At 69.9% G+C, this 22,085-nt stretch carries 23 protein-coding genes and 1 pseudogene; 6 read left to right on the top strand and 18 right to left on the bottom strand.

The features are described 5' to 3' along the window. Positions 1-122: 122 nt before the first annotated feature. The 4 genes from ACYVO7_RS21320 to ACYVO7_RS21335 form a co-directional block, all read right to left on the bottom strand. Positions 123-566 (bottom strand): GNAT family N-acetyltransferase, encoded by a 444-nt coding sequence (locus ACYVO7_RS21320; RefSeq protein ID WP_460451804.1) that lies wholly within the window; start codon positions 564-566, stop codon positions 123-125. A gap of 19 nt (positions 567-585) precedes the next feature. Then, the gene (gene rpe, locus ACYVO7_RS21325) at positions 586-1,263 is read right to left on the bottom strand and encodes a ribulose-phosphate 3-epimerase (protein ID WP_460451805.1); all 678 of its coding nucleotides are present in this window, start codon (positions 1,261-1,263) and stop codon (positions 586-588) included. 44 nt (positions 1,264-1,307) lie between these two features. Then, entirely contained in the window at positions 1,308-1,991 is a 684-nt protein-coding gene (locus ACYVO7_RS21330) for an EF-hand domain-containing protein (protein ID WP_460451806.1), read from the bottom strand. 91 nt (positions 1,992-2,082) lie between these two features. After that, a complete protein-coding gene (locus ACYVO7_RS21335; protein ID WP_460451807.1) occupies positions 2,083-3,057 on the bottom strand; it encodes a hypothetical protein in 975 nt (324 codons plus the stop codon). A gap of 266 nt (positions 3,058-3,323) precedes the next feature. On the opposite strand from ACYVO7_RS21335, the gene ACYVO7_RS21340 reads away from it, so the two are divergent. Continuing rightward, positions 3,324-4,565, top strand: coding sequence for an NAD(P)/FAD-dependent oxidoreductase (locus ACYVO7_RS21340; protein ID WP_460451808.1), 1,242 nt, complete (start codon positions 3,324-3,326; stop codon positions 4,563-4,565). Between the two features lie 12 nt (positions 4,566-4,577). On the opposite strand, the gene ACYVO7_RS21345 is transcribed toward ACYVO7_RS21340, so the two are convergent. After that, positions 4,578-5,582, bottom strand: coding sequence for a P1 family peptidase (locus ACYVO7_RS21345; RefSeq protein WP_460451809.1), 1,005 nt, complete (start codon positions 5,580-5,582; stop codon positions 4,578-4,580). Between the two features lie 135 nt (positions 5,583-5,717). Between ACYVO7_RS21345 and ACYVO7_RS21350 the strand changes: the two genes are divergently transcribed. Further along, positions 5,718-6,446, top strand: coding sequence for a cytochrome c biogenesis CcdA family protein (locus ACYVO7_RS21350; RefSeq protein WP_460451810.1), 729 nt, complete (start codon positions 5,718-5,720; stop codon positions 6,444-6,446). Between the two features lie 185 nt (positions 6,447-6,631). Here the strand turns inward: ACYVO7_RS21350 and ACYVO7_RS21355 are convergent, their stop codons facing one another. Continuing rightward, positions 6,632-7,105 carry a GNAT family N-acetyltransferase gene (locus tag ACYVO7_RS21355; protein ID WP_460451811.1) on the bottom strand — a complete coding sequence of 158 codons (474 nt, stop codon included), beginning with the start codon at positions 7,103-7,105 and terminating at the stop codon, positions 6,632-6,634. A gap of 7 nt (positions 7,106-7,112) precedes the next feature. Then, positions 7,113-8,138, bottom strand: a complete 1,026-nt coding sequence (gene bmt / locus ACYVO7_RS21360) for a betaine--homocysteine S-methyltransferase (RefSeq protein ID WP_460451812.1) — start codon at positions 8,136-8,138, stop codon at positions 7,113-7,115. Positions 8,139-8,389: 251 nt separating this feature from the next. Between bmt and ACYVO7_RS21365 the strand changes: the two are divergent. Both ACYVO7_RS21365 and ACYVO7_RS21370 read left to right on the top strand, forming a co-directional pair. Then, positions 8,390-8,673 (top strand): annotated as a pseudogene (locus ACYVO7_RS21365) (type II toxin-antitoxin system RelE/ParE family toxin). Between the two features lie 2 nt (positions 8,674-8,675). After that, positions 8,676-8,999, top strand: coding sequence for an XRE family transcriptional regulator (locus ACYVO7_RS21370; protein ID WP_460451813.1), 324 nt, complete (start codon positions 8,676-8,678; stop codon positions 8,997-8,999). 67 nt (positions 9,000-9,066) lie between these two features. Here the strand turns inward: ACYVO7_RS21370 and ACYVO7_RS21375 are convergent, their stop codons facing one another. From ACYVO7_RS21375 to ACYVO7_RS21415, 9 genes are all read right to left on the bottom strand, one after another. Further along, on the bottom strand, positions 9,067-10,185 hold the full coding sequence (locus ACYVO7_RS21375; RefSeq protein WP_460451814.1) for a branched-chain amino acid ABC transporter substrate-binding protein: 1,119 nt from the start codon (positions 10,183-10,185) through the stop codon (positions 9,067-9,069). Positions 10,186-10,324: 139 nt separating this feature from the next. After that, positions 10,325-10,684, bottom strand: coding sequence for a DUF6867 family protein (locus ACYVO7_RS21380; RefSeq protein WP_460451815.1), 360 nt, complete (start codon positions 10,682-10,684; stop codon positions 10,325-10,327). Positions 10,685-10,751: 67 nt separating this feature from the next. Continuing rightward, positions 10,752-11,540, bottom strand: coding sequence for an ABC transporter ATP-binding protein (locus ACYVO7_RS21385; RefSeq protein WP_460451816.1), 789 nt, complete (start codon positions 11,538-11,540; stop codon positions 10,752-10,754). After that, positions 11,537-12,454: an ABC transporter ATP-binding protein gene (locus ACYVO7_RS21390; RefSeq protein WP_460451817.1), complete on the bottom strand. Its 918-nt coding sequence runs from the start codon at positions 12,452-12,454 to the stop codon at positions 11,537-11,539. The genes ACYVO7_RS21385 and ACYVO7_RS21390 overlap by 4 nt, the downstream gene beginning before the upstream one ends. Further along, the gene (livM, locus tag ACYVO7_RS21395; RefSeq protein WP_460451906.1) at positions 12,454-13,974 is read right to left on the bottom strand and encodes a high-affinity branched-chain amino acid ABC transporter permease LivM; all 1,521 of its coding nucleotides are present in this window, start codon (positions 13,972-13,974) and stop codon (positions 12,454-12,456) included. The genes ACYVO7_RS21390 and livM overlap by 1 nt, the downstream gene beginning before the upstream one ends. A gap of 59 nt (positions 13,975-14,033) precedes the next feature. Beyond that, positions 14,034-14,948 carry a branched-chain amino acid ABC transporter permease gene (locus tag ACYVO7_RS21400; protein ID WP_406854038.1) on the bottom strand — a complete coding sequence of 305 codons (915 nt, stop codon included), beginning with the start codon at positions 14,946-14,948 and terminating at the stop codon, positions 14,034-14,036. 320 nt (positions 14,949-15,268) lie between these two features. Continuing rightward, positions 15,269-16,282: a 4-hydroxyproline epimerase gene (locus ACYVO7_RS21405; protein ID WP_460451818.1), complete on the bottom strand. Its 1,014-nt coding sequence runs from the start codon at positions 16,280-16,282 to the stop codon at positions 15,269-15,271. A 277-nt stretch (positions 16,283-16,559) separates the two neighbouring features. After that, a complete protein-coding gene (locus ACYVO7_RS21410) occupies positions 16,560-17,792 on the bottom strand; it encodes an NAD(P)/FAD-dependent oxidoreductase (protein WP_460451819.1) in 1,233 nt (410 codons plus the stop codon). Between the two features lie 105 nt (positions 17,793-17,897). Then, the gene (locus ACYVO7_RS21415; protein ID WP_460451820.1) at positions 17,898-18,827 is read right to left on the bottom strand and encodes a dihydrodipicolinate synthase family protein; all 930 of its coding nucleotides are present in this window, start codon (positions 18,825-18,827) and stop codon (positions 17,898-17,900) included. Between the two features lie 80 nt (positions 18,828-18,907). On the opposite strand from ACYVO7_RS21415, the gene ACYVO7_RS21420 reads away from it, so the two are divergent. Further along, positions 18,908-19,636, top strand: coding sequence for a GntR family transcriptional regulator (locus ACYVO7_RS21420; RefSeq protein WP_460451821.1), 729 nt, complete (start codon positions 18,908-18,910; stop codon positions 19,634-19,636). 126 nt (positions 19,637-19,762) lie between these two features. After that, the gene (locus tag ACYVO7_RS21425; protein WP_460451822.1) at positions 19,763-20,326 is read left to right on the top strand and encodes a flavin reductase; all 564 of its coding nucleotides are present in this window, start codon (positions 19,763-19,765) and stop codon (positions 20,324-20,326) included. A 3-nt stretch (positions 20,327-20,329) separates the two neighbouring features. On the opposite strand, the gene ACYVO7_RS21430 is transcribed toward ACYVO7_RS21425, so the two are convergent. Both ACYVO7_RS21430 and ACYVO7_RS21435 read right to left on the bottom strand, forming a co-directional pair. Then, positions 20,330-20,752 (bottom strand): aconitase X swivel domain-containing protein, encoded by a 423-nt coding sequence (locus ACYVO7_RS21430; protein WP_460451823.1) that lies wholly within the window; start codon positions 20,750-20,752, stop codon positions 20,330-20,332. Further along, positions 20,743-22,008, bottom strand: coding sequence for an aconitase X (locus tag ACYVO7_RS21435; RefSeq protein ID WP_460451824.1), 1,266 nt, complete (start codon positions 22,006-22,008; stop codon positions 20,743-20,745). Before ACYVO7_RS21435 ends, ACYVO7_RS21430 begins: the two co-directional genes overlap by 10 nt. Positions 22,009-22,085 lie beyond the last annotated feature (77 nt).

Here is a 22,085-nt window from a genome sequence, read left to right on the forward strand (position 1 = left end):
GCGCCCTGGTGGCTGGATGATGGCTGCCAGGGAGCGCTCCACTCCCAAAGCTCTAACAATCTGAACAAAAAACCGCTTGACCCCTATGACGCGGGATCATGGGCGGTCCTTTCGGGTGCGCGTCAGAGCTTGATGTCGTAGGTCACCCACCGGGTGCGCTCGGCCACGCGATCATAGAGCGCGCGGGCGCGATCATTGTCTTCGGCGGTGATCCAGCGGATCACGGACCAGCCGCGCTCCTGGCCGAGTCGCTTCAGCTGCGCGATCAGCGCGGATGCGGCCCCTGAGCCCCTGGCCTGCGGGTCGACGAAGAGGTCATCCAGGAAGCCGCCGGTCGTCGCCGAAAGCGGCCGCGCGAATGGGCGATAATGCGCCAGCCCGACCAAGCGCCCGGCGTCGAGCGCCGCAAGGCCTCCGACCTCGTGCGCAGGGTCCATGATCCAGCCCCAGACGCGGGCGCGCATCTCGGGCGTCTGCGCGACCTTGTAGAACTGGGCGTAGCCCTCGTAGAGGCGCTCCCAGCCGGAACGATCCTGCTCGCTCAGGGGGCGGATCTCGATCGCCATGGTCCGGTCCTCCAGTCGGTCAGCCCTGCGTCCCGCCCGCGGCGGCCCGGATGGCCGCGATATTGGCGGCGTAGGCCTGGGGCGTGCCGCCCTTGAAGACGGCGGAGCCGGCGACGAGCACATTGGCCCCCGCCTCGACGACGAGCGGCGCCGTCTCGGGCGTGACGCCGCCGTCGATCTCGATGTCGATCGGGCGGTCGCCGACCATGGCGGCGACGCGGCGGACCTTTTCGACCACCTCGGGGATGAAGGCCTGGCCGCCGAAGCCGGGGTTCACGGTCATCAGCAGGACGAGGTCGACGTGATGCAGCACGTATTCCAGCACGCTCTCGGGCGTGCCCGGGTTGATCGAGACGCCGGCCTTCTTGCCATGCGCCCGGATGGCCTGCAGCGAGCGGTGCAGATGCGGCCCGGCCTCGGCGTGGACGGTGACGATGTCGCAACCCGCCCGGCAGAACGCGTCGATATAGGGGTCCGCGGGCGCGATCATCAGGTGCGCGTCGAAGACCTTGTCCGAGTGCCGGCGCAGCGACCGGATCACGTCGGGACCGAAGGTGATGTTCGGGACGAAATGCCCATCCATCACGTCGAGGTGGATCCAGTCGGCGCCGGCGGCGGCGACGTCGCGGACTTCCTCCCCGAGGCGGGAGAAGTCGGAAGCGAGGATGGACGGGGCGATCAGGAGCGGCTTCGTCATCCGTCGGCGGTAGCACCGCCGGCGGCGTCAGGCAATGGCGCGGTTCAGGCCGAAGCCGCGGTGGGAGCCGCGGTCGCGGCGGCCGTCGCGCCGGTCTGGGACAGCGTGCGGCCATAGGCCTGGACGGCGCGCAGGGCCAGCGCCTCGAGGCTCGGCTGGGACGCGCCCGCCATGCTCTTGCGGCGCTCGTTCTGGGTGCGGGACGCGTCGAGCGCGGCGGAGATCTCGTCCTTGCTGATCGCGCCGTCGCCATTGGCGTCGAAGCTCGCCATCAGCTGGTCGGCCAGCGATCCATTGGCGGAGCGCGGCGGGGGCGGGCCGCGGCCGTCCTTCACGGCGGCGAGTTCGGCCTGCGACAGGGAGCCGTCGCCGTCCGCGTCGAGCTTGCCGAACAGGGACGCGGCGACGCTCTGCGTCGTGCCGCCGGAGGCCTGCGCCTGGATCCCGATCAGGCCGCCGGTGGACTTGTCGAGGGACTGCAGGAAGCTGGAGAACTCGTCCTTGGAGACCGACCCGCTGGAGTCGCCGTCGACCTTCGACATCAGCAGCGCGGGGTCGAAACCGCCCTGGCCCACGCTGCCGGCCGGCAGATTCTGCCCGGTTGCGTCCGCCTGGGACGTGGCGGAGGTTTCGTGCCTGGAATGGCCCTTTTTGTGGGACTTGAACGCGTCCATCAGGCTGGACAGGGCGTTTGCGGCTCCGGAAACCGCCAAAGCGGGGATCGTCATGGCTGGACCTCTCTCGCCGGCCCCCCTCGCGGTCATGATGCGGGCCGGCCTCTCGGCCCTGTCTCGCAAGGGCGGCGCCAGCGGCGTCAGGTCAGGCGGGCTCGGGCGAGGGCGCCTTGCGGACGAGGCGCGCCAGCGGGGCCACGGCCAGCGGCGCGCAGTAGATCGGGAACTGCAGCAGCGAGAAGAACAGGTAGGTGTCGGGCGGGCAGGCGGCCCCCATGGCGATGATGAGCAGGCCGGTGTTGCGCATGCCGGAGCCCAGCCCCAGCACGAAGGCGTCGGCGCGGCCGAGGCGGCGCAGCGCCAGCATGGTGACGGCCAGCCCCATCACGCAGCTCGCCGTCGCGACCAGCAGATAGAGCGCCACCTTGCCGGGCGACGCGACCGCGGCCGCGATGACGCCGTCCATCGCCGCGATGGCGAAGACGAGGTAGAGGATCACGAACAGGCCGTCGAACTGGTGCTTGAGCGCGTTCAGGCGGGCGTAGCCGAGCGCCCGGCGCAGCGCGAAGGCCCCGATGAAGCTGCCGCCCAAGAGCCAGAGCAGGCGAAAGCCCAGCACGGCGGGATCGATCGGCACGACGCTGCCGGCCACCAGGGTCGCAAGCGGCGGCGAGACCAGCGGGGTCACCGCCATGGTGAGGACCAACAGCGCGATGGGGACGCTGTTGTCCATCCCGAGCAGGGACGTGTAGGCCGCAAAGCCCATCAGGGGCGGCGAGGCGGCGACCAGCGCGAGGCCGAGGAGCAGGCCGGGATCGACGGCCCCGCGCCCCACCAGCGCCAGGCAGGCCAGCACCAGGAGGGGCGGGGCCGCGGTGATCCACGCCCAGGAGACGCCGAGCCGGCCGGGCTGGGCGATGGCGCGCCGCACGCCGGCGAAGTCGGCCCGGGCGAAGGTCAGCGTGACGAAGCAGAAGATCGAGACGGGCAACACCGGCCGCATCGTGGAGGCGAGGCCCGGGAGCGCCAGGCCGACGAAGATGGAGACGGCGAAGCCCAGCGTCCCGTAGCGGCCCATGGCGGCGAGGGCGCGGGACAGCGCGGCGAGGGCGGAGGGCATGGGGGAGGTGCTTTCCTCAAGCCAGGAGGCTGCGCTTTCGGGAGAGCGCCTTTCGACCGCTTTGCGGAACATTGGCGCTTCAGAGTTGCGGAACGTCGTAGGATCTGCGGCGAATAAGGTATTTCCTGCAACGAAGAATATTCTATGTCATGACCTCGGGGACGGCGCGTTCCTTGCTCCTCCGGCGTGGAGGGGCGACCTGACGCGCCGGCGCGCGAACCTGTATCGTTCACGCGGCAATCGAGCATGGGGCGGTGGAAAGAGCAATGCAGCGCGACGTAGTGGTGTTGGGCGCAGGGATCGTGGGTCTCGGCGCAGCCCTGAAAATCCAGGAAAAAGGGCGTTCCGTCGCTCTCGTGGACCGCCGCGCGGCCGGCGAGGGCACGAGCTTCGGCAATGCGGGCATCATCGAGCGCGCGTCGATCTTTCCCTACGCCTTTCCGCGCAAGCTGTCGGACCTCATCAAATATGGCCTGAACAACACGCCCGAAGCCTATTACCACCTCTCCTACCTGCCCAAGATCGCGCCCTGGCTGGCGCGCTACTGGTGGAATTCCTCCCCGGCCGGCCATCTGGCCGCCATGCGGGCGTCGCTGCCGCTGATCGAGCGGTGCCTCTCCGAGCACGAGCCGCTGATCGAGGCCTCCGGCTCCGAGAACCTCATCCGGCGCACCGGCTGGATCAAGATGTTCCGCGGCGAAGCCAAGTACATGGCCGCCATGGAGGACGCCAAGCGCCTGACGCCCTTCGGGCTCAGCTTCGAGTTCCTGAACGCGGCGGGCCTGCGGGAGCGCGAGCCGCACATCAAGGAGACGGCGTTCGGGGCCATCCATTTCAAGGATCCGGCCTGCGTGTCGGATCCCGGCGCCCTTTCGCGCGCCTATCTGCACCTGCTGGAGAGCCGCGGCGGCTCGTTCCTGGCCGGCGACGCCCGCTCGCTGCAGCAGGACGGCGAAGGCTGGACCATCAAGACGGAATCGGGGGTTCTGCACGCCCGGAACGTCGTCGTGGCGCTGGGCCCGTGGTCGGACATCGTCTTCAAGCCGCTCGGCTACGGCCTTCCGCTCGCGGTGAAGCGTGGCTACCACCTGCATTACCGCCCGGAAGGCAATGCGGTGCTCAACCACACGCTTCTGGACGCGGACAACGGCTATGTGCTCGCCCCGATGGCGCGCGGCATCCGCCTGACTACGGGCGCGGAGTTCGCCGACCGTGACGCGCCGCCGAGCCCGGTGCAGATCCAGCGCACCGAGCCGCGGGCCCGCGCGCTGTTCCCGCTCGGCGAGGCGGTGGACGCCCATCCGTGGATGGGCTCGCGGCCCTGCACGCCCGACATGCTCCCCATCGTCGGAGAGGCGCCGCGCCACAAGGGCCTCTGGTTCGATTTCGGCCACGCCCATCACGGGCTGACGCTCTCGGCCGTCACGGGCCGCCTGCTGGCCGAGATGATCGCGGGCGAGACCCCGTTCACCAATCCGGAGCCCTACCGGGTCGGCCGGTTCCACTGACGCCAGGCGCCGTCAGGGCGTGACCATGATGCGGCCGAACCGGTCCCGCCAGGCCGGAAGCGCGCCCGGGAAGGGGAGCGCGACGGCCTCGAACACGGCGCGCGCGACCGCCCGGGCCAGGCAGTCGGCGGCGGCGACCGCGATCTCGTTCAGGCCGTAGACAGGATCCGCCAGCGGCCGCCGGCCGGTCGCGGCGGCGAAGACGAGGTCGCCGTCGAGCGGCGTATGGGCCGGCCGGATCGCGCGGGCGAGGCCGTCATGCGCCGCCACGGCGACGCGCTTGCACTGCGCCTTGGTGAGATCGGCGTCGCAGGCGACGAGCGCGATGGTGGTGTTCTCGCCCGGGCCGCCCTTGAGCCGCGGCGCCAAGGCCTCGGGCGGCACGCGCATGGGCTGGCCGAGGCCGCCGAACTCGCCGCCGCGCTCGTAGGGCGCGGCCCAGAAATGCGGGCCGTCCCCGATCATGACGCTGCCGACGGCGTTCACCGCCACCACGGCGCCGACCGTGAAGCCCGACGGGGTGACGGCGCTGGCCGAGCCAAGCCCGCCCTTCAGGGTTGCGGTGGCGGCGCCGTAGCCCGCGCCGGCGGTGCCCAGCGCGAAACGGTCCGCGGCGGCCTCGCAGGCCGCCATGCCGAGATCGAAATAGGGCGGCTTGCGCCCCCAGGCCTTGTCCCCGCCATTGGCGAGATCGAACAGGATGGCCTGGGGCACGATCGGCACCGTGAGGTCGCGGATGCGAAAGCCGCGCCCGCGCTCCGCCAGCACCGCCTGGACGCCGCCGGCCGCGTCGAGCCCGAAGGCCGAGCCGCCCGAGAGCACGACGGCGTCGATCTTCTCCACGGTCATCTCGGGGTCGAGGAGGGCGGTGTCGCGCGTCCCCGGCCCGCCGCCCTGGATGGCGACGCTGGCCGCCGCGGGCGCCTCGAACAGGACGACCGTGACGCCGGTGGCGCGGGCCGGATCGTCCGCCTGGCCGACGAGGACGCCGGGCACGTCGGTGATGAGATTCAGCATTCCGCATTTGTCGCGGCGAACGCCGCCGGGCGCAAGACGCACCCGGGGCGCCGCTCGCGACATTGCTATCGGGGCGGGTCCGCCGCGCCCCTGCGAAGGCTTGGCCTGCAGGCGCGAAGCCGCTACCACAGCGCCATGGCGGACGTCACATACCCGGCCGCGGTCGCCGCGGGCCTCCTCAGCTTCCTCAGCCCCTGCGTGCTTCCGCTGGTGCCCCCTTATCTGTGCTTCATGGCCGGGACCACCATCGAGGACCTCGCCGAGGAGGGCGAGAAGGCGGCCAAGCGCGACGTCATGCTGGCGTCCTGCCTCTTCGTGCTCGGCTTCGCCACGGTGTTCGTCGCGCTGGGCGCGACGGCCTCGGTGCTCGGGCAGGTCATCCGGCACTATTCGCAGACGCTCTCCCTGGTGGCCGGCGGGGCCATCGTGCTGATGGGGCTGCACTTCCTCGGCGTGTTCCGGCTCACGATGCTGTATCGCGAGGCGCGCGTGAAGGTGGAGAAGCCGGTGGGCCTGTGGGGCGCCTATGTGATGGGGCTCGCCTTCGCCTTCGGCTGGACGCCCTGCATCGGGCCCGTGCTGGCGGCCATCCTGGCGGTCGCCGGGTCGGAGGACACGGTGCTGCGCGGCGCGACGCTGCTGGCGTTCTATTCGGCCGGCCTCGGCATCCCGTTCCTGCTCGCCGCCATGGCGCTGGGCCCGTTCGCGCATTTCATGCGCCGGTTCCGCAGCCGCATGGGCGTTGTGGAGAAGGCCATGGGCGTGCTGCTGGTGGCCACGGGCGTCGCCTTCCTGACCGGCTCCTTCACGCAGCTCTCGTTCTGGCTGCTGGAGACCTTCCCGGCGCTGGGGCGGCTCGGCTAGAGCGCTCCACGTTTCAGCCTCCTGGAGCCCTCGTCCTTCGAGACGCAGGCCCAAGGGGGCCTGCTCCTCAGGACGAGGGGGATGGAGGGGGCTGCGGATGCGGGGATGGAGCGATTTGGGTCGGCCGCCCACCCCCTCATCCTGAGGAGCCTCGCGCAGCGAGGCGTCTTGAAAAACGAGGGGCTCTAGCCGCCGGACAGCTCGCCGAGATCGAGCTTCATGCCCTCGTGGCTCGCCTTGAAGCCGAGCCTTTCGTAGAAGCGCACGGCGTCCGGCCGGGCCTTGTCGGTGGTGAGCTGCACGAGGCCGCAGCCGCGCGCCCGGCACTCCTGGATGGCCCAGTCGAACATCTGGCGGCCCAGTCCGCCGCCCCGGTGGGAGGCGGCGACGCGCACGCTCTCGATCTGGCCGCGCCAGGCGCCGCGCCGCGACAGCCCGGGGATGAAGCTGAGCTGCAGGCAGCCGATCGGCTCGCCGGCGTCGCCGAGCGCGACCGCCAGGAGCTGGTTGGGATCGCGTTCGATCGCCGCGAAGGCGGCGGCGTATCGGGGGTCGCCGGGCCGCTCGCGCGCGGCGCCGAGCGCATCGTCGGCCAGCAGCGCCACGATGGCCGGCAGGTCGGAGAGGGCGGCGCGCCGGATGCGGAGCGGCTGCGTCATCGACGGCTCAGGCCGCGTCGCCTTCGCGGCCGCGGCGGCCCGAACGGGCGCGTCCGGCCCCGCTCTTGGGCCGGGTGATGGGGCCGAGGCTCGCCTCGACCGCCTCGATGCTGGGCCGCCCGAGAGGCGTCGCCGAGGAGGCCTCGAGCGCGTCGATGGCCCCGCGCATCGCCGCGATATGAGCGGGCGAGGTGCCGCAGCAGCCGCCCACGATCCGCGCGCCGGAGGCGACAGCGAGCCTGGCGTATTCGGCCATCAGCTCGGGCGTGCCGCCATAATGGACGTGGTCGCCGTGCAGCACCGGGATGCCGCAATTGCCCTTGGCGACCAGGATGTCGCCCGGGGCCGCGCCGCTCATGGCCAGGATCGAGGCGACGAGATCGCCGGGGCCGATGCCGCAATTGGCCCCATAGGCGACGGGCCTGCGGGGCAGTCCCTGGGCCAGTTCGGCCAGCGCCTCGGGCGTCATCCCCATCATGGTGCGGCCGGCGGTGTCGAAGCTCGCGGTGAACACATAGGGGAGGTCGGCCTCGATGGCGCCGCGCGCGGCGGCCTCCAGCTCCTCAGGAGCCGACATCGTCTCGATCCAGGCGACGTCGGCGCCGCCGGCCTTCAGGCCGCGCGCCTGGTCGGCGAAGGCGGCGACGGCGCTCGCCATGGTGAGCGCGCCGAGGGGCTCGAACAGCTCGCCCGTGGGTCCGATCGATCCGGCCACCACGACGGTCCGCCCGGCCTCGTCGGCGACCTTGCGGGCGATCGACGCCGCGATGCGGTTGAGCTCGGCCGCCTGGTCCTGCAAGCCGTGCAGCTTCAGCCGGAAGCTGTTGGCCCCGAAGCTGTTGGTCAGGACGATGTCGGAGCCGGCCTCGACGAAGCGCCTGTGCAGGTCGGCGACCTTCTCGGGCTTCTCCAGGAGCCAGCTCTCGGGCGCCTCGCCCGACATCAGGCCCATGTCGAAATAGTTCGTGCCGGTCGCGCCGTCAGCCAGGAGGATGCGGCGTTCGCCGAGGAGACGGGACAGGAGATCGGACATGGTGGGCCTTCATCGCGTGGCGCTGCGAACGCGATCCCTCCCTTAGCACCGCGCAAGGGTTTTGCAAAACGGACGATGCGGGTGTTTTGAGGAACGCTGGCGCGCTGACGCTCTGGAAATCTGGACAGCTGCCCCGCTTCGATATACCTTTGAATGCATATTTCATGGATTGCCGGATGAAGTGGCTTGTTGTCTTGCATCCGGCGTTCGCGTCGGAGTTTCTGGGCTTCGACGAGGACGTTCAGAATGAAATGGCCGCGTTATCACGTCTTCTTGCCGAGTTCGGCCCCCATCTCAAACGACCGCACTCGGACACTTTGAAAGGATCAGCCTTCGGCAACATGAAAGAACTTCGTTGGACCGAGCAGGAGGCGTATGGCGGGCAGCCTATGCGTTCGATCCGGAACGAAGCGCAATTCTGTTGTGCGCCGGCGACAAATCCGGGAAGGGGCAGGCCCGGCTTTACGTCCGACTGATCGAGACAGCCGATCGGCGCTTCGCCGATCATCTTCAGCGCCTGCGAGATGGAACCTGACCGTGAGCAAACCCGTGCCGATGGAGTCGGTGATCGCGTCCTTTTCGCCAGAGCGAGAGCGGAAGATCGCCGCACGCGCCGAGCAACTGACGAACGAATACAAGTCGCTTCAGGATGTTCGACGTTCGCGGGGGCTGACCCAGCGCGAAGTCGCCGGCCGGGTCGGGGGACGCCAGGAGCATGTTTCGCGGCTCGAGCAACGGGCCGACATGAAGGTCTCGACCCTGCGTGAATACGTGCGGGCGCTGGGCGGCGATCTCCATCTGATCGTGACGTTCCCGGATGGCGAGACCGTTCAATTGGACGAGATCGGGCGAGGGTCTTAACCGCAGTCAGCCAAACGAAAAGGGCGCCCGCGAGGGGCGCCCTTCCGGTCAGCCGCGAGGCTGCGCCTTACTTCATCTCGGCGTAGGAGATCTTGCCGTCGGCGCCCTTCTTCCAGACATACATCGTGTAGTCCGGACGGGTGATGTCGCCCTTCTTGTCATAGGCGATGTCGCCGATGACGGTCTTGAACGGCTTGCCGGAGTGCATCGCCTCGGCGACCTTCTTGGGGTCGAGGGACTTCGCCTGCTCGGCGGCGGCGGCGATGATCTGCACCGCGGCGTAGCTGTAGAGCGTGTAGGCCTCGGGGTTGAACTTCTTGGCCTCGAACTTCTTCACGACGTCCTTGGCTTCCGGACGGTTGCGCGGGTCCGGCGGGAAGGTCATCAGGGTGCCTTCGACGCCCGGTCCGCCGATCGTGGCGAACTCGTCGGAGGTGATGCCGTCGCCCGACATCAGCACCGCCTTGACGCCCTGGTCGCGCATCTGGCGCACGATCAGGCCGCCTTCGGTGTGCAGGCCGCCCCAATAGACGATGTCGGCGCCGGCCGACTTGATCTTGGAGACGAGGGCCGAGTAGTCCTTCTCACCGGTGTTGACGCCCTCATAGAGGACTTCCTTCACGCCGGCCTTGTTCATCGCCTTCTTGGTCTCGTCGGCGAGACCCTGGCCGTAGGTGGTCTTGTCGTGGACGACCGCGACCTTCTTGCCCTTCAGGTTCTTGGCGATGTACTCGGCCGCGACGGCGCCCTGCTGGTCGTCACGACCGCAGGTGCGGAACACGTTCCACATGCCCTTCTCGGTGATCTTCGGGTTGGTGGCCGACGGGGTCACCATCAGCATGCCGTTTTCCTGATAGACGTCCGAGGCCGGGTTGGTGACGCCCGAGTTGAAGTGGCCGACCACGAACTTCACGCCGTCGCCGACGAACTTGTTCGCCACGGACACGCCCTGCTTGGGGTCGGACACGTCGTCGCCGGTGGACAGCGTGATCTTCTGGCCGAGGATGCCGCCCTTGGCGTTGATGTCCTCGATGGCCTGCTCCACGCCGTTCTTCAGCTGGGCTCCGAAGGCCGCGTTCGGACCGGTGATCGGACCCGCGACGCCCATCTTGATCTGGGCGCTGGCGACGCCCGAAAAGGCCATCACCGCGCTGAGCGCAATGCCGGTCAACAGTAGTTTCTTCATTGAACTTCCCCTCTGGTCGTATGGTCCCGCAGGACCGGGTCTCCCGGATTATCCTCACGAGAAAGGCGGATCATTGCGCCTTTTCCGGTGCGAGTCATCCGAAAAGCAAAGCGTTTTTCAGGCCTTTCGGGCTCTTTCTTCAAACGGCGGCAGGGCCGCGCTCACGCCACGAAAAGGGGCCCGTCTTCTCGTAGAGCCAGCGGTACTGGGTGGTCATCTGCTGCGTCCGCTTGTAGCGGAAGCCGAGCGCTCCGGCCGCCAGCAGGATCAGCGTGTCGACCACATAGTAGTGCCCCGAGAGGAGAGTGCCGTCGAACAGCGCGAAGTGGATGAAGCGCACCGCCATGCCCAGGATCAGCATGTAGGGGATCACCATCCAGGCGGGACGCCATGTCTGCGCGATGGACTTGCCGGACGCCCAGGCGGCCGCGCCGCCCATGACGATGGAGACGAGGAGGAAGAGCCCGATGGAGCTTTCTTCGTAGAGGACGCCTTGCATGCTTTCCTCGGATGGAGCGTGTTCGCCGGAGCGGCGGAGGACGGGTTCGCGAGCGGCGCTCTGCCGCTCAGTGGCCGCCGCCTTCCAGATAGGCGGCGCGGACCTGCGGGTCGGCCAGGAGCTCGCGGCCGGTGCCCGACATGGTGACGAGGCCGTTGACCATCACGTAGCCGCGGTGGGCCAGCTTCAGCGCGTGGTAGGCGTTCTGCTCGACCAGGAACACGGTGAGGCCCTCCTGGCGGTTCAGCTCGCGGATGGCGTCGAAGATCTGCTTGACGATGAGGGGCGCGAGGCCCAGCGAGGGCTCGTCCAGCAGCAGCAGCTTGGGGCGCGCCATCAGGGCGCGGGCGATGGCCAGCATCTGCTGCTCGCCGCCCGAGAGGGTGCCGCCGCGCTGGCCGATGCGCTCCTTGAGGCGCGGGAACAGCGCATACATGCGCGCCAGGTCCTCGTCGAAATGGGCGAAGTTGTTGATCGACGCGCCCATCTGCAGGTTCTCGTAGACGGTCATGCGCGGGAACACGCGCCGGCCTTCCGGAGACTGCGAGATCCGCAGGCGCGCGATCTCATGCGTCGGCATCGACGTGATGTCCTGCCCGGCGAAGGTGATGCGGCCCTCGCGCGCCCGCGGGCTGCCGAAGATCGTCATCATCAGGGTCGACTTGCCGGCGCCGTTGGCGCCGATCAGCGTGACGATCTCGCCCTGGTTCACGTCGAGGTCGACGCCCTTCAGGGCGATGATGTTGCCGTAGAAGGTCTTCACGCCGCGGATCGCCAGCAGCGGCTGGCCGGGGGCGGTCGTCGCCGCCGAACCCTGGCCCGGCGCCTGGACGGGGGCTTGCGCCAGAGTGCTCATCGTGTGTGCTCCCCGCCGGCCTGCTCGGCCACCACCTGTTCGGCGACCACTTCGACTTCCGCCTCCACCTCCTCGACCTCCTCGTCCTCGACGCCCAGATAGGCGGCGATGACCTTCGGGTCGTTCTGGATCTCCTTGGGCGAGCCGTCGGCGATCTTGGTGCCGTAGTCGAGCACGACGACATGGTCGGAGATCTGCATCACCACCGACATGTCGTGCTCGATCAGCAGCACGGAGGTGTCGTGGTCGGTGCGGATCGAGCGCAGCAGCGCATTGAGCTCCAGGCTCTCGCGCGGGTTCAGGCCCGCGGCGGGCTCGTCGAGGCACAGCAGCACCGGGTCCGTGCACATGGCGCGGGCGATCTCGAGGCGCCGCTGCGCGCCGTAGGGCAGTTCGCCGGCGGCGTCGTCGGCTCGGTCGGTGAGGTCGATCTTGTCAAGCCAGTATTTGGCCCGCTCGATCGCCTCCTTCTCGCGCGCCTTGTAGCCGCCGACGCCGAGCACGCCGAGGATGGTCATCCCGGAGGCGATCATCAGCGGGTTGTGCTGCGCCACCAGCAGGTTCTCGAGCACGGTCATGCCCTGGAAGAGGCGGATGTTCTGGAAGGTGCGGGCGACCTTGGCCTTCCAGTTGATGCGGAAGTCCGGCAGCCGCTCCAGCAGGTAGTTCGAGCCGTCCGGATGGGTGAGGGTGATCATGCCCTCGGTCGGCTTGTAGAAGCCCGTGATGCAGTTGAACACGGTGGTCTTGCCGGCCCCGTTCGGGCCGATCAGGGCGGTGATGTCGCCGCGCCGGGCCTCGAAGCTGAGGTCGTTGATCGCCACGAGGCCGCCGAAGCGCATCGTGAGGTGATCGACCTGGAGCAGCGCGGCCGGGGACGCGGCGGCGGAGGGGGAGGAGATCGCGGACGACATCAGCCGTGGCCCTCCTTCACGAGGGAGCTCGAGACGCTTCGGCGCTCCTTGAGGAAGGCGGTCGGCTCGCGGGTGGAGACGAGGCCGCGGGGCTTCCAGAGCATGATCAGCACCATGGCGAGCCCGAAGAGCAGCGTGCGGTACTGGGTGGGATCGAAGCTCTCGCCGAAGATCTGCTTCAGGAAGTCCAGCTCGCGCAGGATCTCGAAGCCGCCCACGAGCGCGATGGAGGAGATGACCACGCCGACGAGGCTTCCGGTCCCGCCCAGCACCACGATGGCCAGCACCTGCGCGGATTCGATGAAGGTGAAGCTCTCCGGGCTGATGAAGCCCTGGCGGGCGGCGAAGAAGCAGCCCGCGAAGCCGCCGAACATGGCGCCCAGCGCGAAGGCGGTCAGCTTCGTGTTGGTCGTGTTGATGCCCAGCGAGCGGCAGGCGATCTCATCCTCGCGCAGCGCCTCCCAGGCGCGCCCGACGGGCAGGCGGCGCAGCCTCAGCGTCACATAGGCGGTCAGCAGCGCCAGGCACAGGATGACGTAGTAGAGGAAGATGGTCCGGTAGATCGGGCTGAACTCCAGCCCGAACAGCGCCGCGAAGCCTTCGTCGCTGGCGTTGAAGGGCACCCCGAAGAAGCTCGGGCGCGGGATGGAGGACAGGCCGGCGTAGCCGTTCGAGAAGTCCACCCAGTTGATCAGGACGAGGCGGATGATCTCGCCGAAGGCCAGCGTCACGATGGCGAGGTAGTCGCCGCGCAGCCGCAGGACCGGGAAGCCCAGGATGATGCCCCACAGCGCGGCGAGCAGCCCGGAGATGGGAAGGCAGATCCAGAACGACCACACGCCCAGCGCCGGCAGCGTCTCAGGGATGACCTTGGTGGCGATGAGCGCGTAGCTGTAGGCGCCCACCGCATAGAATGCGACGTAGCCGAGGTCGAGCAGGCCGGCGAGGCCCACCACGATGTTCAGGCCCCAGCCGAGCATGATGTAAATGAGGATCTGGATGCCGAAATTGTCGATCCACTTGATGGAACCGCCGGGGCCGACGAGCGCCAGCGTCATCATCGGATAGACGGCGATGAAGCCGAGCGCGACCGGGCCCACATAGCGCGACAGCGCCGAGATGCGGGCGCGGGTCTGAGCGGAGAGGGGCGAGGTCACGCCCTGGGTCTCGACGCGGCGCTCCCACAGCAGGCCGAGCAGGAGCAGCAGCGCGCCGATGGAGAAGACCGTCGCGGCGAAGCCGTCGAAGGCGGCGTTGACGGCGCGGCCGAGGCCGCCGAGCAGCGTCAGGCAGCCCAGGATCAGCAGCGTCTTGGTGAGCTTGTTGATGAAGTAGATCTGGACGAAGCGGGCCAGGAACACCGCCACGCAGGCGAGGAAGACCCAGTTCCAGCGCGGCGCCAGGACCAGCTCGTTGGCCATGTTCTGCTCGGTGCGCAGCGCCAGGATGGGCACCGAGAGGCCGAGCATGACGACGGCCGCGAACCCGGCCTCGCGGGTGGCCCGCATCATCAGGCCCATGGCCGGCTTGGCCGGGACCTGGGCCTGGGGGACTCCTGTGTCGATGGTGGCGGTCATGCTCAGACCTTCTCGACTTCAGGACGGCCGAGGATGCCGGTCGGCAGGAAGATCAGCGTGATGGCGAGGATCGAGAACGCCGCCACGTCCTTGTAGTCGATGGTGAAATAGGCCGACCACATGGTCTCGATGAGGCCGATCAGCAGGCCGCCCAGCACCGCGCCGGGGAGCGAGCCGATGCCGCCCAGCACCGCCGCCGTGAAGGCCTTCACGCCCGGCACGAAGCCGTCCGAGAAGTTCACCACGCCGTAATACATGAGGTACATGACGCCCGCGACGGCGGCGAGCGCCGCGCCGATCACGAAGGTCAGCGAGATGGTGCGGTCGACGTCGATGCCGAGCAGCGCCGCCATCTTGCGGTCCTGCTCGCAGGCGCGCTGGGCGCGGCCGAGCGGGGTCTTCTGCACCAGCCACCAGAACACGGCGAGCAGCGCCACCGTGATGATCATGATGACGATCTGCTTGTAGGCGAGCACCACCGTGGTGGAGCCCTCGCCCATGAGGGTGAAGTTGCCCTGGATCATCGGCGGCAGCGGCTTGTTGCGCGGGCCCTGGACCACCTGGACGAAGTTGGACAGGAAGATCGACATGCCGATGGCGGAGATCAGCGGCGCCAGGCGGAACGAGCCCCGCAGCGGCCGGTAGGCGACGCGCTCGATGGTCCAGTTCCACAGGCCCGTCAGAGCCATGCCGAGGATCAGCACCAGGAACAGCGCGGGCACCACCGCGACGCCGAGCCAGGCCGTGAACACCATGAACAGGATGAGGGCGATGAAGCCGCCGACCATGAACACGTCGCCATGGGCGAAGTTCACCATGCCGATGATGCCGAAGACCATCGTGTAGCCGATCGCGATCAGCCCGTAGATGGACCCCAGCGTCAGCCCGTTGATGAGCTGCTGGAGGAAAACTTCCATGTCGAAACGCCACTCCCCTCATACGCCTTCCACGCTCTGACGGCGCTGTCGAAGGCGGCGGGGTTCCCGCAAGCAAGGCGCGTGCCCGGAACCCGCACTCAGTCTGATCAAAGTCTTATCAAGGCCCCGCCGACGCTACAATCATCACCCGCCACAAACCCGACAAAAAGCATAAACCGCTAAAATGGCAGGGGACAGCAGCGCTTTTCGCCGCATGACGCGCGCAGGGGCGCGTCATGCGCAATGGCGTGCGGAGCCGGCGGCGCCCATGAGCCTCGCGCACGGCAGGCATGCCGGCCGACCGCCCGGGCTCGTGCGGCTCAGCCGGGCTCGCGGTCCATCACCTGGAAGCCGTGCGCCAGGGGGTCGCGGTCGTCGATGAAAATGGTGTTGTAGCCGGTCATCCGCGCCCAGCCCTCGATGGAGGGCACGATGGCGTCGAACCCGCCCACCTTCACGGCCTTCTCGACGCGCCCGTTGAAGACGGTGCCGATGATCGATTCGTGGATGAAGTCGTCGCCAACCTTGAGCCGGCCGAGGGCCGCCCACTGGGCCATGCGGGCCGACGTGCCGGTGCCGCAGGGCGAACGGTCGATGGCCTTGTCGCCGTAGAACACCGCGTTGCGGGCGTGCGCGCCGGCGGAGGGCGTTCCGGCCCAAAGCACGTGGGAGAGGCCGTTGATGGCCGGGTTCTCAGGATGCACGAAGTCGTAGCGCGCCCGGAAGGCCGCCCGGACCTTCGGGCTCCAGCGCAGGATGTCGGAAGGGTCGACATGCTCCAGGCCCGGGAAGTTCGGCTGCGGCTCCACGATGGCGTAGAAGTTGCCCCCATAGGCCACGTCCACGGTGAGTTCGCCGAGGCCCTCGACCTCGGCCGAGATCCGGCGCGAATGCAGGAAGGACGGAACGTTGGTGATGCGCACGCTGTCCACATAGGGGCCGTTCTGGACGTAGCGGGCCTCCACGAGGCCGGCCGGCGTGTCGATGCGCAGCACGCCGGGCTCGCGCGGGCTCACGAGCCCGCGCTCCAGCGCCATCGTGACCGTCCCGATGGTCCCGTGGCCGCACATGGGCAGGCAGCCCGACGTCTCGATGAACAGGAAGGCGATGTCGCAGTCGGGCCTTGTGGGCGGGTAGAGGATCGCGCCCGACATCATGTCGTGGCCGCGCGGCTCGAACATGAGCCCGGTGCGGACCCAGTCGAACTCGGCCAGGAAATGCGCCCGCTTCTCGACCATGGTGGCGCCCTCGAGGCGCGGGCCGCCGCCGGCGACGAGGCGCACCGGGTTGCCGCAGGTGTGGCCGTCGACGCAGAAAAACGTGTGGCTCGCCATGAGGTTGGTTCCGAGTGGTGGAGTTCTGATTCAACTTGAAGGTGCGACTTTCGTGGGCGTCCAACGATCCCTCATTCTGAGAAACATCGCCTCTTGGCGATGTGGCTCGAAGGACGAGGGCCTCCAGCAAGATCGATCGTCGTGCGATCCGGATCCCCTCGTCCTTGGAGACGCCCTGCTGCGCAGGGCTCCTCAGGATGAGGGGTCTAAAGTGAGCGACCCCCGGGTTTTCAGGCGATGAGCATAGCGCTGCGCCAAGGCCTTGCTTCAGCCCCCATCAAAACCGCTGCGGGCTGAAGCGCGCAAGGTCGATCTGGGACGCGCGGCCGGCGACGAGGTCGGCCACGAGGGCGCCGGTGGCGGCCGACTGGGTCAGGCCGTAGTGACCGTGCCCGAAGGCGTAGATCACGTCGGCGGTCGAGCGCGCCCGGCCGATGACGGGCAGCGAATCCGGGATCGAGGGCCTGAAGCCCATCCAGACGGAGCCGCTCTCGAAGGGCGGCACGTCGCGCAGGTAGCGCGTGGCCTTGGCGTGCAGCGCCCGGGTGCGGGCGTGGTTGGGCGGCAGGGACAGCCCGCCCAGCTCCACCGCGCCGCCGATGCGAAGCCCGCTGTCGAGCGGCGTCGCCACGAAGCCCTGGCCGTCGAAGGAGACCGGGCGGGCGAGGAGCCCCGTGACGCCGGGGAAGCTGACATTGTAGCCGCGCTCGGTGTCGAGCGGCACGGCGTCGCCCAGGGAGGCGGCGAGGGGCTTCGACCAGGCGCCGGCGGCGAGCACGATCTTGTCCGCGGTCAGCGCGTCGCCGGCCCGGGTGGCCATGCGCGCGGGCGGGCCGGCCTCCAGGGCGACGATGTCGGCCCTCTGGAACGCGACGCCGCGCCGCAGGGCGGCGTCGAAGAGCGCCTGCGTGACCTCGCGGGGGTCGCTCACATGAGCCGCGTCCGGGAAGAACGCGGCCGCCACGATCCGGTCGGAGAGCGCCGGCTCCATCCGGCGCGCCTCGGCGGCGTCCAGCAGCTCGCACGCGACGCCGAGTTCGCGCTGCTTTGCGAAATGCGCCTTGGCGCGGACGAAGGCCGCCTCGTCGTCGAACACGAAGAGCCCGCCGCGGCGGTGGATGAGCGTCTCCAGCCCGAGATCGCCGGAGAGCCTGGTCCAGGCCGGCATGGCCAGCCGCTGCAGCTCGACCAGCGCCTCGACCGAACGGGCGAGGTTCTCCGGGCGCGAGGCCCAGATCAGGCGCGTCAGCCAGGGCAGGAGGGGGAGGAGGTAGCTCGGCCGGATGGCGAGCAGCCCGAGCGGATCGAGAAGGAAGCGCGGCGCCCGGCGCAGCATCTTGGGCGACGCGATGGGGTCGATGTCGGTGTGCGCCAGCCAGCCCGCATTGCCCTGCGAGGCGCCTGCGGCCGGTCCCTCCCGGTCGACCACCGTGACGCGATGCCCTTCGGCCGCCAGCGCATGCGCGCTGGCGAGACCCACGAGCCCGGCTCCGACGACGGTGATCTTCATGGACGGCCTCGGTCGTTTGAGGGGAAGACCCTCACCCCAGCCCTCTCCCCGGCGCGGGGAGAGGGGGCCAAGCGCAGCGAGGTCGGATCAGGGGAGGGCGCTGTCCTACTCCGCGGCGAGCTTGCCGGCCGGCAGCTGCGGGCGGTTGGCCAGCGCCTTGGCGACGATGGCCTCGACCCGGGCGCGCTCGTCGCCGACGAGCGGCATGCGCGGGGCGCGGCAGCGGTCGTTCGAGCCGGCCGCCAGCTGCTCGACCAGCTTGATGTTCTGGACGAGCTTGGAGGAGAGGTCGAGATCCAGCAGCGGCTGGAACCAGCGGTAGATCGCGACCGCCTCGGCCAGGCGGCCCTGACGCATCAGCTCGTAGATCGCGACCGTCTCGGCCGGGAAGGCGCAGACGAGGCCCGCGACCCAGCCCACGGCCCCGACGGCCAGGCTCTCCAGGGCGAGGTTGTCGACGCCGGTGAAGATCTGGAACCGGTCGCCGACGGCGTTGAAGATCTGGGTCACGCGGCGGACGTCGTCGGAGGATTCCTTCACGGCGACGAAGAGCGGGTCGGCGGCGAGCTCGCCCAGCATGGCCGGCGTGATGTCGACGCCATAGCTGACCGGATTGTTGTAGATCATGACCGGCAGGCCGCCGGCCTTCGCGACGGCGCGATAATGGGCCATCGTCTCGCGCGCGTCGGACCTGTAGGGCACGCCCGGCAGGATCATGAAGCCTTCGGCGCCGGCCTTCGCGCCCGCCTCGGCCAGCGCCTGGGCGCGGCGGGTGGAGCCTTCCACCACCGTGAGCAGCACGGGGACGCGGCCCTTGGCGACCCGGAGCGCGGTCTTGAGCACGTCGACCTTCTCGTCCGGCTCCAGCGTGGAGGCCTCGCCCAGCGAGCCGCAGACGATGATCCCGTGCACGCCGGCGTCGAGCTGCAGGGCGAAGGAGCGCTCCATCTCGGCGATGTCGAGGCGGTCGTCGTCGGTGAACTTGGTGGTGACGGCGGGGAAGACGCCTTTCCAAACCTTCGCGCTCTCGGACATGGGGCTCTCCTGGGTTGCCGGCTGACGTCGTATATGCGTAATATATCACCAAGGGACGGTCAAGCGGGCAGGGAGAGCCGGTGTCGGACGCAGCGCAGGCGGACAGGGTCGAGAGCGAGGGCAGGGAGGCGCGCGCCGCCGCTCCCGCGGGTCCGGGCCTGACCGGAGCGGAGGCCGAGACCCTCGCCGACCGGGCCTACCGCATCATCGAGGACCAGATCGTCCGGCTGGCGCTGGCGCCCGGCGCGCGCCTGACCGAGCAGGATCTGGCGGCCCGGATCGGGCTCGGCCGCACGCCGGTGCGCGAGGCGGTTCAGCGCCTCGTCGCGGACGGACTGCTGACCGTGTTCCCCCGCAAGGGCATGGCGGTGGCGGCCATCAACCCGCTCGACGTGCTGCTCGCGCTCGACGCCCGCGCGGCGCTGGAGCGCGTCATCGCGGCCGCGGCGGCCCGGCGGGCGACGCCGGAGCAGCGCGAGGCTCTGGTGGAGGCGGCGGGCGCCATGATGGCCGCGGCCGAACGCGGCGATCCGGCCGACTATATGCGCCACGACCAGCGCTTCGACCACCTCGTGGGCGAGGCGTCCGGCAACCCCTTCGCCGTGCGGGCGCTGGCGCCCCTGCAATCCATGGCGCGACGGGGCTGGTTCTATTTCCGGCGCGAGCGGGACCTCGCGGCCTCGTCCCGCCAGCACGCCGCCGTCGCCGCCGCGATCGGGGCGGGGGACGCCGCCGCCGCCGCGCGGGCCTCCGACATGCTCATCGCCCATGTGCGGGACGGGTTGAAGCAGGCGCTGGCCGATCTCTGACGCCCATCGGCCGGCTTCGCGCCATTCTGGGACAATGGGCGGCCTTCTCGCGGCCATACAACTGGCGCGTGCATTGCCTTGCCTCTCCCCGAACCCTATCTTGGGACCTTGCGGAGCGCTCGCCGAATGACCCGACCCTTGCGTCCCCCGTCGCCTGGCGAGATGGCCGCCCCCGCCGCAAACGCCCGCGAGGCCGCCGGCGCGGCGCGCTCGCAGGCCTATCGCGACGGCATGGCCCGCATCGCCTCGGCGGTTCACGTGATCGCCACGGACGGGCCGGCGGGCCGGACCGGCTTCACCGCCACGGCGGTGACCTCGATCTCCGACGCCCCGCCCACGCTCCTCGTCTGCCTCAACCGCGCCAGCGCGTCCGCGGCGCGGCTCGTCGCCAATGGCGTGTTCTGCGTCAACACCCTGGCGGCCGACCAGGCCGGGCTCGCGGAGGACTTCGCCGGGCGCTCGGGACTGCACGGCGAGGCGCGCTTCAGCCATGGCGTGTGGACGACGCTGGCGACGGGAGCGCCCCTGCTGGAGGGCGCTCTCGCGAGCTTCGATTGCCGGCTGGTGGAGGTGCGCGACATCGCCACCCACCACGTGCTGGTCGGCGAGGTCGAGGCGGTCCGGATCGGGACCGCCGGCGAGAGCCTCGTCTATCTCGATCGCGCCTACCGGGCCGTAACGGGCGGCTGAGCCTCACCCGGCCAGCGAGAGGCGGCCATGCGGGTCCACCACGACCCGCCGGTCGGCGAGGCGGCGCTGGTCCAGCGCGCCGACCCGAAGCGCCGGCGGGGTGGCCCAGCCCATCTCCCGCGCCACCACGAGGCCGAGCAGCAGGATCGCGTCCGGCTCCGTCATCAGGATCGCGGCCGGGGCCTTGCCGGCGTGCACCAGCTCCAGCAGGACAGCCGAGGCGGAGGACGAGCCGATCGTGCCGGGCAGCGCCAGCACGCGGCCGGCCACGCATGCTCCGCGCTGGGGATGGCGGGCGTCGATGATGTCGCCGGTCTTCGGGTCGACGCCGCCCCAGAAGCTGATCGGGGCCGACAGGGCGAGAACGACGCCCTCGGCGTCGCGGTCCTGGTCGCCCGGCAGCAGCACGTCGCAGCTCAGCTCCACAGCACGTCCTCCCGAACGAGGCGGCCGGCGACCGCGCTCTCCACGCAGTCGGCCAGCGAGCCGTATTGGACGGCGAGGCCGGTGTTGCCGGGCGCGTAATGGGCGAACTTGCCCGAATTGGTCATCAGCACGCCGTCGGCCCGCTCCAGGATGGGGGTCACCACCACGCAGGTGTCGGCCACGAAGGTGACGCCCCGCGCCTCCAGCGCCGAGCCCAGGCCGCTCGCCTCGATGGCCTTGATCACGTGGCGCCCGGTGCAGGCGTAGAAGGGCACGCTCATCCGCCGGCCGCCGAGGAAGAGGCCGAGCGCCTCCACCTCGTCGAGCGAGAGATGCGGGCTGCCGATGGCGACGGCGTCCACGGCGTCGCCGGGGCCGGCCGTCGACAGGCGCGCCTGGGCGGCGAGCATCATGTCGGGCGTCACCCGGATGCGCTCGGCCGCGAGGGCGGGCTCCGCCCCGCCGCACGCCGCCTCGACGGTGGGCGCCTCCGGGGTGACCCCGGCGATGTGGAACAGCCCGACGCCGCCGGACGACGCCGCCGCGGCGCCCAGCGCCTTCAGCCGGTCCTCGCTGGAGAACCCGTCCAGCCCGGCGACGACGCCGATGGCCGAGCCCAGCGTCAGGCCGTACCAGGTTCCGAAGACGGGCCAGAACACGTCGGACGCGCGAAGGGCGGCCGACAGGCCGGACGCGTCGATCACCACCGTGGCGCGGCGGCTCTCCGGCCGGTGCAGGCCATAGTCCGGCGCGCGGCCCGTGATCGCGCAGGCGATGTCGAGGAAATCGCCATAGCGGTTGGTGCGGGCGCCGAGCACCGAGTTGCAGAACACCACCGCGTTGGACTCGCCCCAGGCCACGTCGCTGCCGAGGGCCGGCCGGTGGCCGGCCTGGTAAGGCGCGCAGGTCCAGGTGGGGGCGCAGCCCATCGCCTCATAGGCGCGCATCATGCGCCGGGCCATCTCGCGCTCATGCGGCGGCAGGCGCACCCGCGAGCAGCCGACGAGATCCAGCGCGCCGACATTGAGGGTCGCCTTCACGGCCGTCTTCGCCGCGCCGGCGACGAGCGCCTCGGCGAAGAGCGTGCCCGAGTCGCCGTGATAGAGCGCGCCGTCGATATGGGCGGAGGCGACCGGGATCAGCCGCGGCGCGCCCATCAGGCGGGCCGCCTCCGCGACGATCCGCATCGCGATGGCGCGTCCACGGCCGTGTTCGCCGGCGGCGGCGGCCCGTTCTTCCGGCGTTAGCGCGAGCATGGCTCACCTGCGTTCGCGTCCGTTCGGCCCGATTGCGGCGGCGTGCGGGACATGGTCTGATCCGCGCGACTTTAACA

It is taken from the genome of Alsobacter sp. SYSU BS001988 (assembly GCF_054796215.1).

Coding starts and splice junctions, on each gene's coding strand:
- ACYVO7_RS21405 (WP_460451818.1), bottom strand. CDS start 16,282: ATGGCGAGCCACACGTTTTTCTGCGTCGACGGCCACACCTGCGGCAAC.
- bmt (WP_460451812.1), bottom strand. CDS start 8,138: ATGTCCGATCTCCTGTCCCGTCTCCTCGGCGAACGCCGCATCCTCCTG.
- ACYVO7_RS21335 (WP_460451807.1), bottom strand. CDS start 3,057: ATGCCCTCCGCCCTCGCCGCGCTGTCCCGCGCCCTCGCCGCCATGGGC.
- ACYVO7_RS21330 (WP_460451806.1), bottom strand. CDS start 1,991: ATGACGATCCCCGCTTTGGCGGTTTCCGGAGCCGCAAACGCCCTGTCC.
- ACYVO7_RS21400 (WP_406854038.1), bottom strand. CDS start 14,948: ATGGAAGTTTTCCTCCAGCAGCTCATCAACGGGCTGACGCTGGGGTCC.
- ACYVO7_RS21375 (WP_460451814.1), bottom strand. CDS start 10,185: ATGAAGAAACTACTGTTGACCGGCATTGCGCTCAGCGCGGTGATGGCC.
- ACYVO7_RS21385 (WP_460451816.1), bottom strand. CDS start 11,540: ATGAGCACTCTGGCGCAAGCCCCCGTCCAGGCGCCGGGCCAGGGTTCG.
- ACYVO7_RS21350 (WP_460451810.1), top strand. CDS start 5,718: ATGGCGGACGTCACATACCCGGCCGCGGTCGCCGCGGGCCTCCTCAGC.
- ACYVO7_RS21320 (WP_460451804.1), bottom strand. CDS start 566: ATGGCGATCGAGATCCGCCCCCTGAGCGAGCAGGATCGTTCCGGCTGG.
- ACYVO7_RS21410 (WP_460451819.1), bottom strand. CDS start 17,792: ATGAAGATCACCGTCGTCGGAGCCGGGCTCGTGGGTCTCGCCAGCGCG.
- ACYVO7_RS21380 (WP_460451815.1), bottom strand. CDS start 10,684: ATGCAAGGCGTCCTCTACGAAGAAAGCTCCATCGGGCTCTTCCTCCTC.
- ACYVO7_RS21340 (WP_460451808.1), top strand. CDS start 3,324: ATGCAGCGCGACGTAGTGGTGTTGGGCGCAGGGATCGTGGGTCTCGGC.
- ACYVO7_RS21425 (WP_460451822.1), top strand. CDS start 19,763: ATGACCCGACCCTTGCGTCCCCCGTCGCCTGGCGAGATGGCCGCCCCC.
- livM (WP_460451906.1), bottom strand. CDS start 13,974: ATGGGCCTGATGATGCGGGCCACCCGCGAGGCCGGGTTCGCGGCCGTC.
- ACYVO7_RS21345 (WP_460451809.1), bottom strand. CDS start 5,582: ATGCTGAATCTCATCACCGACGTGCCCGGCGTCCTCGTCGGCCAGGCG.
- rpe (WP_460451805.1), bottom strand. CDS start 1,263: ATGACGAAGCCGCTCCTGATCGCCCCGTCCATCCTCGCTTCCGACTTC.
- ACYVO7_RS21435 (WP_460451824.1), bottom strand. CDS start 22,008: ATGCTCGCGCTAACGCCGGAAGAACGGGCCGCCGCCGCCGGCGAACAC.
- ACYVO7_RS21390 (WP_460451817.1), bottom strand. CDS start 12,454: ATGTCGTCCGCGATCTCCTCCCCCTCCGCCGCCGCGTCCCCGGCCGCG.
- ACYVO7_RS21355 (WP_460451811.1), bottom strand. CDS start 7,105: ATGACGCAGCCGCTCCGCATCCGGCGCGCCGCCCTCTCCGACCTGCCG.
- ACYVO7_RS21415 (WP_460451820.1), bottom strand. CDS start 18,827: ATGTCCGAGAGCGCGAAGGTTTGGAAAGGCGTCTTCCCCGCCGTCACC.